The organism is Bifidobacterium choladohabitans (assembly GCF_016102005.1).
GTDB lineage: Bacteria > Actinomycetota > Actinomycetes > Actinomycetales > Bifidobacteriaceae > Bombiscardovia > Bombiscardovia choladohabitans.
On the sequence record NZ_JACFPL010000002.1, the window covers coordinates 452,572 to 466,209 of the forward strand.

The following is a 13,638-nucleotide window of genomic DNA, read 5'->3' on the forward strand; positions in this document are numbered from 1 at the left end:
TTGCCAGCCTCCCGAGCCATTTTATCGCTGGCTGTCCCCGGCCTGATCCTGGTCGCTGTGCAGGGCCTGGTAGATGGCCTCGGCCTTGGCGGAGCCGATGCCCTTGACGGCCTCCAACTCCTCCTGGGTGGCCTGGCGCATGCGCTTGACCGAACCGAAGTGATTGAGAAGCTTCTTCTGATAGGTGGGGCCAATGCCCGGAATCTCGTCCAGGGCCGACCGGAGGGCACCCTTGCGCCGGGTCTGCCGGTGGTAGGTGATGGCGAACCTGTGGGATTCGTCGCGCACCCGCTGCAACAGGTACATGCCCTCGGACTGGCGCTTGAGGATGATGGGATAGTCGTCGTCAGGCACCCAGACCTCCTCCAGGCGCTTGGCCAGCCCGCACAGGGCCACATCGTCCACCCCGCAGTCGTGCAGGGCCCGGGCTGCGGCGGTCACCTGCGGCTTGCCGCCGTCGACCACGACCAGGTTGGGCTTGTAGGCGAAGTGGCGGGCGGCGGTGTTCTGCTGGACAATGGCCCCCTCCTCCTGCTCCACCAGCTCGGGTGCCTTGTCGCTGGCCTTTCGCTCGGCCTCCAGGCTGTCGCCGCTGTCACCCGCAATGTTGCCGTGGCGGAAGCGCCTGGTCAGGGTCTCGTAGATGGCGCTCATATCGTCCACAGCGCCCTTGCCGTCCTCGCCGCGGATGGCGAATCGACGGTATTCGGACTTCTTGGGGACCGCGTCCTCGAAGACCACCATGGAGGCCACCTGGAACTGGCCGCCCACGGTGTTGGAGATGTCGTAGCACTCGATGCGCAGCGGGGCTCGGTCCAGGCCCAGTGCCTTGGCCACGTCGTTCATGGCCTGGGTGCGGGTGCCCATGTCGCTCATGCGGCTGAGCTTGCTGCGCTGCAGGGCCTGGCGGGCGTTGGCGTTGGCCCGGTCCATCAGGGACTTCTTCTCCCCCCGGCTGGCCACTCTGATAGTCACCGAGGATCCGCGCAGCTCCCGCAGCCACTCCTGCAGGTCGCCGGTCCGGTCGGGCTGGATGGGGACAATGACCTCCGGGGGCACCGGCGAGATGGGGGCCAGCAGGTCGGCACGTCCGGTCTGGTCCTGATGGCGATGCCGGCTCCTGGTGGCCTTGGCCCGCGCTTCGGCATCCAGGGCCGTGACCTTCTGGGTGGAACCCATGGCGTCCCTGTCCTGGCTGATGGAGACAGGGATGTCGGAATTCTCTGGAAGCTTGTGTAGCTCGCTGTCATTCTCATTCATAAGATCCGAGTAGACCTGCACCAACAGGTCGCTGATCAGCTCGCTGTCGGAGACGTCCTCGACCCGCTCCACGCTCCAGTTGCGTTCGCCGCGGATGGCTCCCGAGCGCACGAAGAAGGCATGGACCGAGGCCTCCAGTTCGTCCGAGGCCACACCGAAGACGTCCACATCCACGTTGGAGGCGAAGGCCACGGCATTCTGCTCGATGACCGTGTCCAACATGGCGATCTGGTCGCGCAGGCGGGCGGCCTTCTCGAAGTCCAGCTCCTTGCTGGCCTTCTGCATGCTCCTGGTGAGCCCGGCCCGGTAACTTTTGCCCAGCCTGCCGGTGATGACCCCGGTCAGCTCCGTGCACAGACGCCGGTGGTCGCTGGCGCTGATCCGGCCCACACAGGGTGCCGAGCACTTGCCGATGGAGGCCAGCAGGCAGGGGCGGCCGCTGAGCTTTGCCTTGCGGAAGACGCCGGGGGTGCAGGTGCGCACCGGGTAGGTCTTGAGCAGGGCGTCCAGGGTGTGCTTCATGTCCCAGACCTTGGCGTAGGGGCCGAAGTAGCGGGTGTCGTGCCGCTTGCGCACGCGAGTCATCCATACCCTGGGGAACTCCTCCCCCACGGAGACGGCCAGGTAGGGGTAGGTCTTGTCGTCGCGCAGCTTGACGTTGAAGCGGGGATCGAACTCCTTGATCCAGGTGTATTCCAGGGTCAGGGACTCCAGGTCGGTGCCCACCACGGTCCACTCCAGGCTCCGGGCCGTCAGCACCATGGTCTGGGTGCGCGGATGCAGGTTCTCCAATGGCTGGAAGTAGTTGGTCAGACGGTTGCGCAGGTTCTTGGCCTTGCCCACGTAGATGACCCGGCCGTCGCCGTCCCGCCACTTGTAGACCCCAGGCTGGGCGGGGATGTCCGAAGTCTTGGGGCGGAAGAGGTCACGGCTGTCTCCCAGCAGGGGCGCGCCGTTCTTGTTGACGCCCGTCGTGGTGCCGGTGGCGGACTCCTCCTCCAGAGCCTGGGCGGTGCGTCGCCATACCTGCGGCGTGTGCCGCTCGAAGCAGCTGCGGGTCATGATCGAGTGGCCCTGGCTACCTTGGCGGGATCCAGCATGGGCTTCAGATACTTGCCGGTCCAGCTGTCCGGATTGGCGGCCACCTGCTCGGGAGTGCCCTGGGCCACCACGGTGCCGCCGCCGTCGCCGCCCTCGGGGCCCAGGTCGATGATCCAGTCAGCGGTCTTGATCACATCGAGGTTGTGCTCGATGACGATGACCGTGTTGCCCTTGTCGACCAGACCGTGAAGGACCTTGAGCAGCTTGCGCACATCCTCGAAGTGCAGGCCCGTGGTGGGCTCGTCCAGGATGTAGACGGTCTTGCCGTCGGAGCGCCGCTGCAGCTCGGTGGCCAGCTTGACCCGCTGTGACTCGCCTCCGGACAGGGTGGGTGCCGGCTGGCCAAGACGGATGTAGCCCAGGCCCACGTCAACGAGAGTGTCCAGATAGCGGGCGATGGAGGGATAGGCCTTGAAGAAGTGGGCGGCCTCCTCGATGGGCATATCCAGCACGTCCGAGACGGTCTTGCCGTTGTAGGTGACCTCCAGGGTCTCCCTGTTGTAGCGCTTGCCGTGGCAGGTCTCGCACTGCACGTAGACGTCGGGCAGGAAGTTCATCTCGATCTTGATGGTTCCGTCACCGTGGCAGGTCTCGCAGCGGCCGCCCTTGACGTTGAAGGAGAAGCGGCCCGGACCATAACCGCGCACCTGGGCCTCGGGGGTCTTGGCGAAGAGCTGGCGGATCTTGTCCCAGACGCCGGTGTAGGTGGCCGGGTTGGATCGCGGGGTGCGGCCGATGGGGTTCTGGTCCACGTGGATGACCTTGCGCACCTGGTCCACGCCCTCCACCCGGGTGTGCTTGCCGGGCACGATGCGGGCGTTATTGAGCTGGTCGGCCAGGACCGGATAGAGGATGGAGTTGACCAGGGTGGACTTGCCGGAGCCGGAGACGCCGGTGACCAGGGTCATGACCCCCAGTGGGAACGAGACCTTGAGGTTCTTCAGGTTGTTCTCGCGAGCCCCCACCACGGTCAGCTGCCGGGTCTTGCTGGTCTTGCGGCGGCGCTTGGGCACCTCGATGGAACGGCGACCGGCGATGTAGTCGGCGGTGATTGAGCGGGAGGCCTTGACCAGGTCCTGCGAGCGCCCTGAGAAGATGACCTCGCCGCCATGCTCGCCGGCCCCCGGGCCGATGTCGACCAGCCAGTCGGCCTGGCGGATGGTGTCCTCGTCGTGCTCGACCACAATCAGGGTGTTGCCCAGGTCGCGCAGCCGCTGCAGGGTCTTGATCAGCCGGTCGTTGTCCCGCTGATGCAGGCCGATGGAGGGCTCGTCCAGCACGTACATGACGCCCACCAGGCCCGAGCCGATCTGGGTGGCCAGGCGAATGCGCTGGGCCTCGCCGCCGGAGAGGGTGGCCGCCGCCCGGGACAGGGTCAGGTAGTTCAGGCCCACGTCGTTGAGGAAGCGCAGACGGGCGCGGATCTCCTTGAGGACCTCCCCTGCGATCTTGGCCTGTGCGCCCTCCATGTGCAGGCCCTCCACCCACTTCAGGCTGGCGGACACGGCCATGTCGCAGACCTGGGCGATGGACAGGCCGTCCACGGTCACGGCCAGGACCTCGGGCTTCAGGCGCTTGCCCTGGCAGACCTGGCAGGGCACCTCGCGCATGTAGGACTCGTAGTACTGCTTCATGGGCTGCGAGTCGGTCTCGTCGTGGCGGCGCATCAGGGTGCGGACCACGCCCTCGAACCCGGTGGTGTACTCGCGCAGGCGGCCCCAGCGGTTCCGGTAGGAGACGTCCACCTTGAAGTCGTGCCCGTACATGACGGCATGGCGGACGTCCTTGGGCAGATCCTTCCAGGGGGTCGAGGTGGAGAAGCCCATCTCCTTGGCCAGGCCGTCCAGCAGGTGGCCGTAGAAGCGCTGCTGGCTCTTGGTGCCGCTCCAGGGCTCCACGGCCCCGTCCTTGAGGCTCTTTTCCGGGTCGGGCACCACCAGCTCGGGGTCGATCTCCAGGTTGAATCCCAGACCGGTGCAGGCCGGGCAGGCTCCGTAGGGGGCGTTGAAGGAGAAGGTCCTGGGTTCGATCTCGTCCAGCTCCAGCTCGTGGCCGTTGGGGCAGGAACGCTTTTCGGAGAAGGGCTGGCGGCGCTCGGGATCCTTGGCATCCAGATCCACGAAGTCGGCCACCACAGTGCCCTTGGCCAGTCGCAGTGCGGTCTCCACGGAGTCGGTCAGGCGCTGGCGCATGCCCTCGCGGATGACCAGCCTGTCCACCACCACCTCGATGGTGTGCTTCTTCTGCTTGGTCAGCTTGATGGAGTCGGACAGCTGGTGCATGTCCCCGTCGATGATGGCCCGGGAGTAGCCGTCGGAGCGCAGGAGCTCAAGGGTCTCCACGAACTCGCCCTTGCGGCCCTTGACGATGGGGGCCAGCAGCTGGAAGCGGGTCCCCTCCGGCCTGGACATGAGGGTGTCGACGATCTGCTGCGGCGACTGGGCGCGCACCTCGGCCCCGCAGACCGGGCAGTGGGGGATGCCTGTCCTGGCGAAGAGCAGACGCAGGTAGTCGTAGACCTCGGTGATGGTGCCCACGGTGGAACGGGGGTTGCGGTTAGTGGTCTTCTGATCGATGGAGACGGCAGGGCTCAGGCCCTCGATGAAGTCCACGTCGGGCTTGTCCATCTGGCCCAGGAACTGGCGGGCATAGGCGGAGAGGGACTCCACGTAGCGGCGCTGGCCCTCGGCGAAGAGGGTGTCGAAGGCCAGGGAGGACTTGCCGGAGCCCGACAAGCCGGTGAAGACCACCATCCGGTTGCGGGGTATGGACAGGTTGACGTTCTTGAGGTTGTGGGCCCGGGCGCCTTGGATGACGATCTTGCGGTCGTTGGGCACCATGGACAGGTCCGCCACCAGGGACCCCTTGGATTCGATCATGCGCGGGTTTTCGATGGCCGCGTCCACTGTCGACTTAGGCTTGTTCTGCTGCTTCACGTGCTTCCCATCCGCTTCCCTGAAGACCCATGGCCAAGGCTGAGGCCAAAGCCTGACCATACTATCGCCGGGACCGAATAATTCGAACAGGTGTTCGATGACGGCTTAGATGGACGGGCCGGGCGAATCCAGGGGCGGACGGCCGCAGCCGTTGAGGAAGCAGTCGTGCTGGTGGTCGTTGATCATGCCGGCCGCCTGGAGGAAGGAGTGGACCGTCACCGGTCCCAGGAAGCGCAGGCCCAGGTCGCGCATGTCCTTGCAGACGATGGCCGACAGGTGGTCGTAGCGCGGTATGGAGGGATCGTCCGGATAGTCATGGTTGATGGTCTGGCCGCCGGTGAAGGACCAGCAGTAACGGTCGAATTCCTCCCCAGGAAATTGCCGGGCGATCAGGGCGGCATTGGCCACGGTGGCTTCAATCTTGCGTCGATTGCGAATGATGGCCGGGTCGGCCACGAGACGGTCGATCCGGCCTGCGTCGAAGGCGGCGACCGCTTGAATATCAAAGTTGTCAAAATCCTTGAAGAGGGCCTGGCGGCGGTGCAGGACCAGCTGCCAGCTGAGCCCGCATTGGAAGATCTCCAGGGAGAGCATGGCGAAGAGCCTCTGGGACCCATGCAGAGGGCGGCCCCACTCATGGTCGTGGTAGCTGCGCATGAGCGGGTCGTCCACCTGTGCCCAGTCGCATCGATATAAGGGTTCGGTCATTCGCACTCCCCTATCCAGTGTTTGGGTTCAGGCTAGCACCGACGGACGCCCGGACCGGGTGGTCAATACCACTGAGTCGGGTGGGCCGATTTAGAGTTGGAGCAGAGGCCGGTCGCCCATGCCCGGGGCAATCCCCACGGCGGCAGTACGGTTGCGGCCGGCAAGGAGAGGAAGCATGTGCTATGACTGACAAGGACAATCCGCGCAGACTCTGGACCGACGACGAGGACCCGGTCGAGAGGGCCAAGCGCACCTCCCCTGCCATGCAGGGCAGCCGGTCGAATTCAGATTCGTCGTCCAAGTCTTCCACAGCGGCAGGGTCGGCAACGGCAGCTGGGAATTCGGGGAATAGCAGTTCGGCATCTTCGGCTCCAACAACTCCAAATTCATCCAACTCAAATTCATCCAGCTCAGGTTCATCGCCTTCGGGTGCCGCAACCAAGCAGTCCGGTGATTCGTCGAAGAAGTCGTCGGCTGGGGATACCGGTGCCGAGGAGACCGCCAACGGAGGCGGGACTCGTTCTGATCACAGCGGCAATGAAAATGAAGCAGCGCAGGAATCCTCCAAGGGACGCGGCTGGAAGCTCTTCGAGGACATCCTGCTCTGGGTGGCCTGGGTGGCCATGGTGGGCTTCAACGGCTATGCGGAGGTCTACCACTTCAATGGCACGACCGTGGGCGGCCTGGCCCGCAAGGTCGACCTGTGGATCATGCCTGCCGGATACGTCTTCGCCATCTGGGGTGTCATCTACATCGCCCTGGCCATCTGGCTCTTCCGCTTCTGCCTGGCCGGCCCCAGCCGCAAACGCCTGGGCTTCCTGCCCTTCACGCTGAGTGGACTGCTCTTTGTAGCCACCTGCTGCCTGAACATCGCCTGGCTGGCCCTGTGGCACATGGAGCGCAACTTCTGGGCCCTGGTCATCATCCTCATTCTGACCGTGCTGGCCTGGATGCTCTACGCCCTGGTGCGCAGGGATGCCACCGAGGCCGGGACCCCCACCGCCGCCAAGGCCCTGGACTGGATTCCGCTGTCCATCTACGCCAGCTGGCTGAGTGTGGCAACTCTGGTCAACGCCGGATACATGGTGGTCGCCGGGCATAGGGTCGGCAATGCCGTCCAGGGATTCGCCACCATCATCGTGGTCGGCGCCCTCCTGGCTGTCGCCTACCTGATGAACAGGCACGGCAAGGACTGGGTCTTCGGCCTGGTGGTCATCTGGGCCTGCCTGGGCATCGGCATCAGGATCTTCTCCTTCGCGGCCGCCATGGGCGTGCTGGTCATCGCTCTGACCGCCGTGGGCGCCTTCCTGGTCTACTTCCCCTGGAGCAGGTTCAGGCTGGTCCGCCGCTGATCCGTCCATGATTCATTCTTTGCCCCGTCAGCCGAGACGCACTGGCGGGGCTTGCTTCTTGCTACCATGGTCCCTTGCAAGTTTTGAATCCAAGAGGAAAGCGGGGTCGGAGGCGGCATGGCTATTGAGGCGCAGGGACTTGAGATCCGGATAGGTGCCCGACTAATCCTGCAAGCCACCGACTTCCACGTGACCAAGGGTGATCGGATCGGCCTGGTGGGCCGCAACGGCGCGGGCAAGACCACACTGACCCGGGTCATTACCGGCGATATGCTCCCCTCGGCCGGCAAGGTGCGGGTGACCGGACAGCTGGGATACCTGCCCCAGTCAACCCATGCGGGAGACTCCGAGCAGAGCGCCCTGGACCGGGTCATGAGCGCCAGGGACATCGCCTCCATCATCCAGCGGATGCGCAAGGCCGAGACCGAGATGACCAGTCCTGATCCCAAGATCATGGAAAAGGCCATGAAGCGTTACGACAAGGCCCAGCAGGACTTCGAGAACGCCGGTGGTTATGCGGCCCAATCCCAGGCCATCGTCATGGGCGAGAGCCTGGGGCTGAGCCAGGAGACACTGCAGCAGGCACTGGGCACCCTCTCCGGCGGTCAGCGCCGACGGGTCGAGCTGGCCAGAATCCTCTTCTCCGATGCCGACACCCTGATTCTGGACGAGCCCACCAACCATTTGGATGCCGACTCCATCGAGTGGCTCAAGGGCTACCTGCGCAGGTTCGAGGGCGGCTTCCTGATCATCTCCCACTCCACCGAGCTGTTGGACGAGACCGTCAACCGCATCTGGCACCTGGATGCCCAGCGTTCCTGCATCGACATGTACACCATGGGATGGAAGGCCTATCTGCGCCAGCGGGTGGTCGACGAGGAGCGCCGGCGCCGTGAACGCGAGGTGGCCGAGAAGAAGGCCGACCGCCTGATGCGGCAGGGCATCCGCCTGCATGCCAAGGCCACCAAGGCCGTGGCCGCCCAGAACATGATGCGCCGCGCCCAGCGCCTGCTGGCCGACACCCAGGAGGCGGAAAAGGCCGAAAAGGTGGCCGACCTGCGCTTCCCGGATCCTGCCCCCTGCGGCCGCACGCCCATCATGGCCGAGGATCTGTCCAAGGCATACGGGTCCAACATCGTCTTCGCCGGAATCAACCTGGCCATCGACAAGGGCTCCCGGGTGGTCATCCTGGGATACAACGGCGCCGGCAAGACCACCACCCTGCGGCTGCTGGCCGGCATCGAACAGCCCGACACGGGCAAGGTGACCTTAGGGCACGGGGCCAAGATCGGCTACTTCGCCCAGGAGCACGACACCCTGGATAACGATGTCAGCGTTCTGGAGAACCTGCAACATGTGGCCCCTGATCTGGACAACACCCAGGCGCGGACCATCCTGGGCTCCTTCCTCTTCTCAGGGGACGACGCCATGAAGCCCACCAAGGTGCTTTCGGGCGGCGAGAAGACCCGTCTGGCCCTGGCCACCCTGGTGACCAGCCGGGCCAACGTCCTTCTGCTGGACGAGCCCACCAACAACCTGGACCCCGCCTCGCGCGACGAGATACTCAAGGCCATCGCCAAGTACGAAGGGGCCATCGTGCTGGTCACCCACGACGAGGGGGCCGTCAAGGCGCTCAACCCCGAGCGGGTGCTGCTCATGCCCGACGGTGATGAGGACCTCTGGAGCGACGACTACCTGGATCTGGTTGCCGAAGAGTAGGTAGCCACAATGGCGAAAAGCGGGTCAGTCGTCCTCCCCCAGGACCTCCACCCCTTTGACCCCTGGAGTCTGACCTATGGATTCGACCAGCTCGGTCACGTCCCCCTTGCCCAGCAGGTTGACGGTGACATCGGCGCCCTTCCAGGCATCCCGATGCAGCTCATGGATGGTCAGCACCCGGGATTCGAAGCCCATGCGGGTGGCCAGCAGCAGGGATTCGCGCAGACAGCCGTGGCCGTCCTGATATACGATGCGCAGGACCGTGTTCTGACGATTGCGCAGGAACCACTTGAGGATGGGCGCGATGACCAGGACAGCCAGAAAGTAGAAGACGACGGCCAGGATGGCGATGGCGAAGAGCTGGACCCCGCAGGCCATGCCCACGGCGGCGGCCACCCAGATGGCGCTGGCCGTCGTCAGACCCTTGACCGAATCATGGTTGAAGAAGATGACTCCGGCGCCGATGAAGCCGATGCCCGAGGCCACCCCGGCCGCGATTCGCGAGGCATCCCAGGAATAGTTGCCTACAGCGGCCTGGATGCCGTAGAGGGAGACCATGGTGAACAGGCAGCTGCCCAGTCCCACCAGAATGTGGGTGCGGATGCCAGCGTCGTGTTTGAGGAACTCGCGCTCGAAGCCGATCAGGCCACAGAGCACCACCGTCAGGACCACTGCCATAATCTGGCCTTGATTCGGCATCGCGAATCCCTGCATGATTTCCTTTCCTGCCCTCGTAAATAGGCAGACCTTATAACGCTTGCAGGACAAGGCCATCGGATAGAGTGGAGCCAGCACGTGGCCGGTCGCGCCGCCGCCGCACGTGGACCTTTTGAATGAGGGGTGTGATGCCATGAAGCCGTCACCAGATGAACGCCGCGAAGCCCGGCGGACCCTGGCCACCAGCGCCTATTCCGCCGACATGATCCGATCCCTGGAGCAACCGTTTTTGGACGACGGGGTGCCCCTGATGCGCATTGCCGCCGGATCCCTGGCCTCCGTGGCCGACGTCATGCTGACCCAGGCCGGGATGGAGCCGGCAGAAGCCAGAATCGTCCTGCTGGCAGGGGCCGGCAACAACGGCGGCGACGGGCTCTATGCCTCGGCTGACCTGGCCGGGCACGGGGCCGACGTGACGGTGGTGGCGACCGGGCGGAGCCTGCACCAGGGCGGATTGGATGCCCTTCTGCGCGCCGGCGGAGTGGTCACGGCCTTGGACCCCCAGGCGGCCATCCCCGGTTGCGAGGCGCCGACAGGACCGGACCAGGCCTCAGAGGAGCTGGACCAGGCCCTGGACCTGTGCCGGCAGGCGGATCTGATCATCGATGCCATGACGGGCATCGGCCTTAAAGGTGCATTGCGCGGCATCCCCGCCGCTCTTGCCGCGGAACTGGGCATGGAGAGCGGTCTGCCCGACAGGCCAGCCTGGCACGACCCCGCCGGTCAGGACGGGCCCCTGGTGCTGGCCGTGGATACTCCCTCCGGCGTGGACATTGATGAAGGCACCCTGCCCGGGGCCTACATACCGGCGGATGTGACCGTGACCATGGGGGCCATGAAGCCCTGCCTGATGCTTCCCCCGGCCGCCTACGTCTGCGGAAGAGTCGTCCTGGTGGACTTCGGCTTCGACACCTCGGCCCTGGTCCCCAGCGTCTCCTGCATGAGCGTTGAGGACTGCGCCGGACTTTTGCGGGCGCCCAGGGTGGATGACACCAAGTACACCAGGGGCGTGGTCGGTCTGGTCACCGGGTCCGCCCTCTACCATGGCGCGGGGCTGCTCTCCAGCAGAGCGGCGGCCAGCGGCAACGTGGGCATGATCCGTTACTGCGGCCCCGAGCAGGTGGGCGACCTGATTCTGCAGGAGCTGCCCGAAACGGTCCTGGGCCGTGGACGGGTCGAGTCCTGGGTGCTGGGTTCGGGCGTGCCCACCCGGCAGGCGCAGGAGGCCGCCGGTCCTGAAGGCCAGGACGGTCAGCGGGATCTGATTGCCGACATACTCAATCGACAGGCCGCGGACCTGGATGAGGACGAGGCAGCAGCCGATCCACCGGTGGTGGCCGATGCCGGAGCCCTGGATCTGCTGCCGGACCGGCTGGGACCGCGCACCGTACTGACCCCGCACGCCGGCGAGATGGCCGCCCTGCTCAACTCGCACGGTGAGAACGTGGACGGCGACCAGGTCATGGCCGAACCCCTGCGCTGGGCTGTCCGCGCCTGCCAGCTGACCGGAGCCACCATTTTGCTCAAGGGAGCCATCACACTGGTCGTCGGCGAGGACGGCACCGACCGCCCCCGGGTCATGACCACCGGCTTCGGCCCGGCCTGGCTGTCCACGGCCGGATCAGGGGATGTACTCTCCGGCACCATCGGAGCCATGCTGGCCCAGAACGCCGGACCAATCCAGGATGATGCCACGCTGATGGTGGATCTGACGGCTGCTGCGGCCTTCCTGCATGGACTGGCTGGCTCCTTGGCCAGTGGCGGCAGGCAGACCGGCTGGGAGCAGCCTCTGATCTTCGACCCCCGCAAGCCCCAGGACTTTGCGGATCTGGTAGCCGAGGACAACCAACCGGAGGGCCAGGGGACTGTTACAGGACGCATGGGGCAGCCGATCCGTGCCGGGCAGGTGGCTGATGCCCTACCCAAGGCCATAGGGCTGGTCATGTCCAGAGCCGAGGGGGCTGCTGAACAGATCGATCAATCCATCCAAGATGGGGACGATGCCTCTCAGTTCTTCGAAAACAGCTCGCTCTGGTTCTAGAGCGTCATCAAAAAGGAGTCGATTCGATGACCTCGCAGCTCATCGTCATGCGTCACGGGGAAAGCGTCTGGACCCAGAAGTCGGTCAACCGTTTTGCCGGTTGGGTGGACGTGCCCCTGACGGATCGTGGACTGGACCAGGCCCGTCATGCCGGACAGCTGCTCAAGGAATCAGGCCTGCTGCCTGACCTGGTCTTCACCTCCCTGCTGACCCGCAGCATCGTCACCGCCAACACGGTGCTGGACCTGGTCGATCGGGCCTGGATTCCGGTGGAGCGTACCTGGAGGCTGAACGAGCGCCACTACGGTGCCTTCCAGGGACAGACGCGACCGGCCATGCTGGAGCGATACGGCCAGGAGCAATTCAATATCTACCGACGTTCCTATGATGTTCGGCCGCCTGCCATCGAAACCGATTCACCATACTTTCAAGGACAGGATCCTCGCTATGCCCCGGCCATGGGCGACGGGCTGGACAGCCGGAATCCGGCCGAGATCCGCGCCGAATGCCTCAAGGATCTGCTGATTCGCCTGAATCCCTTCTGGCGCAGCCGGATAGCCCCCAATCTGGCCTGGGGCCGGACTGTGCTCATCGTCACCCACGGTTCTGTGGTCCGTAGCCTGATCAAGGTCCTTGAAGATATTGACGACAAGGACATCCGATCCATCAACGTGCCCACCGGCGTGCCCATGGTCTACAGCTTCGGGACCGACGAAGACGGCAACCCCCAGGTCCAGGGTCCGGGTCGTTATCTGGATCAGCAGGCCGCCAACCAGGGTATGGCTGAAACCGCGGCCCTGGGCCGATAGGGCCTTGGGTATAGATTGGCTTGTATGACACTGCTCCAACTGCGCTACATCGTCAAGATTGTCGAATGCGGCTCGATGAACGAGGCCTCGCACGAGCTCTACATCTCCCAGCCGGCACTGAGCTCTTCGGTCAAGGAGCTGGAGAACGAGCTGGGCATCGAGATCTTCACCCGCCACTCCCAGGGGATCGCCCTGACCGTGGACGGGGCGGAATTCCTGACCTACGCCCGGCAGATCCTGGACCAGACCGACCTGCTGGAGGCCCGCTACCGGCAGGTCAGACCCCGCAAGCAGCTTTGCCGGGTCTCCACCCAGCACTACATGTTCGCAGTCGAAGCCTTCGTGGAGATGATCAACTCCATCGATTCGGACGAGTACGAATTCACCATACGGGAGACGCGCACCAGGGACATCATCGACCAGGTGGCCACCCTCCAGTCCGAGATCGGCATCATCTACGAGTCCGACTTCAACAAACGGGTGCTGTCCAAGATGCTCCGGGAGAAGCACCTGGACTTCCATCCGCTCTTCAGGGCGGACCTGCATGTCTTCATCGCACGAACCAACCCCCTGGCTGATCGGGCCATGGTGACCATGAAGGACCTGGAGCCCTACCCCTTCCTGCAGTACGAGCAGGGCGAGGAGGGTTCCTTCTACTTTGCCGAGGAGGCGGTCTGGCCCGACTACTCCCCCAAGCAGATCACCGTGAGTGACCGGGCCACCATGCTCAACTTCATCGTCGGGCTGAACGCCTACACGGTCTGCACCGGCATCGACAACGAGGACCTGAACAACGAGAAGATCGTCAGCGTTCCCCTGGAGTCGGACGAATCCATGCTGGTTGGCTGGATCGTCAACAGCCGGACCAAACTGTCCCATGCCGCCGAACTCTACTTGGACAAACTGCGTCAGGTGGTGTCCAACCACGGATATTCGCTGATTGAACAGGGGTCAGGCAAGTAGCAGCCAGGCAAGCAACAGCTGAATGGGTGTCA

The 13,638-nt window shown here is 64.7% G+C and carries 9 protein-coding genes; 5 read left to right on the top strand and 4 right to left on the bottom strand.

Annotated features, from left to right (window positions below):
- Positions 1–21 precede the first annotated feature (21 nt).
- The 3 genes from uvrC to H3S97_RS05455 all read right to left on the bottom strand — a co-directional run bounded on the left by uvrC (position 22) and on the right by H3S97_RS05455 (position 6,005).
- Positions 22–2,322 (bottom strand): excinuclease ABC subunit UvrC, encoded by a 2,301-nt coding sequence (uvrC, locus tag H3S97_RS05445; RefSeq protein ID WP_198219892.1) that lies wholly within the window; start codon positions 2,320–2,322, stop codon positions 22–24.
- Positions 2,319–5,240: an excinuclease ABC subunit UvrA gene (gene uvrA, locus H3S97_RS05450; protein ID WP_198219998.1), complete on the bottom strand. Its 2,922-nt coding sequence runs from the start codon at positions 5,238–5,240 to the stop codon at positions 2,319–2,321. Before uvrA ends, uvrC begins: the two co-directional genes overlap by 4 nt.
- Before the next feature lie 162 nt (positions 5,241–5,402).
- Positions 5,403–6,005 carry a DNA-3-methyladenine glycosylase I gene (locus H3S97_RS05455; RefSeq protein WP_198187088.1) on the bottom strand — a complete coding sequence of 201 codons (603 nt, stop codon included), beginning with the start codon at positions 6,003–6,005 and terminating at the stop codon, positions 5,403–5,405.
- A 182-nt stretch (positions 6,006–6,187) separates the two neighbouring features.
- On the opposite strand from H3S97_RS05455, the gene H3S97_RS05460 reads away from it, so the two are divergent.
- Together H3S97_RS05460 and H3S97_RS05465 are read left to right on the top strand one after the other, a co-directional pair.
- Positions 6,188–7,357, top strand: coding sequence for a TspO/MBR family protein (locus H3S97_RS05460; protein ID WP_198219893.1), 1,170 nt, complete (start codon positions 6,188–6,190; stop codon positions 7,355–7,357).
- Positions 7,358–7,474: 117 nt separating this feature from the next.
- Positions 7,475–9,076 (top strand): ABC-F family ATP-binding cassette domain-containing protein, encoded by a 1,602-nt coding sequence (locus H3S97_RS05465; protein ID WP_198219894.1) that lies wholly within the window; start codon positions 7,475–7,477, stop codon positions 9,074–9,076.
- A gap of 24 nt (positions 9,077–9,100) precedes the next feature.
- On the opposite strand, the gene H3S97_RS05470 is transcribed toward H3S97_RS05465, so the two are convergent.
- Positions 9,101–9,790 (bottom strand): MgtC/SapB family protein, encoded by a 690-nt coding sequence (locus H3S97_RS05470; protein ID WP_015021846.1) that lies wholly within the window; start codon positions 9,788–9,790, stop codon positions 9,101–9,103.
- 136 nt (positions 9,791–9,926) lie between these two features.
- On the opposite strand from H3S97_RS05470, the gene H3S97_RS05475 reads away from it, so the two are divergent.
- From H3S97_RS05475 to H3S97_RS05485, 3 genes are read left to right on the top strand one after another with little or no spacing between them, the layout of a single operon-like run.
- On the top strand, positions 9,927–11,834 hold the full coding sequence (locus H3S97_RS05475) for a bifunctional ADP-dependent NAD(P)H-hydrate dehydratase/NAD(P)H-hydrate epimerase (protein WP_198219895.1): 1,908 nt from the start codon (positions 9,927–9,929) through the stop codon (positions 11,832–11,834).
- A 26-nt stretch (positions 11,835–11,860) separates the two neighbouring features.
- Positions 11,861–12,643, top strand: a complete 783-nt coding sequence (locus H3S97_RS05480) for a 2,3-bisphosphoglycerate-dependent phosphoglycerate mutase (RefSeq protein WP_198219896.1) — start codon at positions 11,861–11,863, stop codon at positions 12,641–12,643.
- A 24-nt stretch (positions 12,644–12,667) separates the two neighbouring features.
- Positions 12,668–13,606, top strand: coding sequence for a LysR family transcriptional regulator (locus H3S97_RS05485; RefSeq protein WP_045935392.1), 939 nt, complete (start codon positions 12,668–12,670; stop codon positions 13,604–13,606).
- Positions 13,607–13,638: the final 32 nt, after the last annotated feature.

Coding starts and splice junctions, on each gene's coding strand:
- uvrC (WP_198219892.1), bottom strand. CDS start 2,322: ATGACCCGCAGCTGCTTCGAGCGGCACACGCCGCAGGTATGGCGACGC.
- uvrA (WP_198219998.1), bottom strand. CDS start 5,240: ATGATCGAATCCAAGGGGTCCCTGGTGGCGGACCTGTCCATGGTGCCC.
- H3S97_RS05455 (WP_198187088.1), bottom strand. CDS start 6,005: ATGACCGAACCCTTATATCGATGCGACTGGGCACAGGTGGACGACCCG.
- H3S97_RS05460 (WP_198219893.1), top strand. CDS start 6,188: ATGACTGACAAGGACAATCCGCGCAGACTCTGGACCGACGACGAGGAC.
- H3S97_RS05465 (WP_198219894.1), top strand. CDS start 7,475: ATGGCTATTGAGGCGCAGGGACTTGAGATCCGGATAGGTGCCCGACTA.
- H3S97_RS05470 (WP_015021846.1), bottom strand. CDS start 9,790: ATGCAGGGATTCGCGATGCCGAATCAAGGCCAGATTATGGCAGTGGTC.
- H3S97_RS05475 (WP_198219895.1), top strand. CDS start 9,927: ATGAAGCCGTCACCAGATGAACGCCGCGAAGCCCGGCGGACCCTGGCC.
- H3S97_RS05480 (WP_198219896.1), top strand. CDS start 11,861: ATGACCTCGCAGCTCATCGTCATGCGTCACGGGGAAAGCGTCTGGACC.
- H3S97_RS05485 (WP_045935392.1), top strand. CDS start 12,668: ATGACACTGCTCCAACTGCGCTACATCGTCAAGATTGTCGAATGCGGC.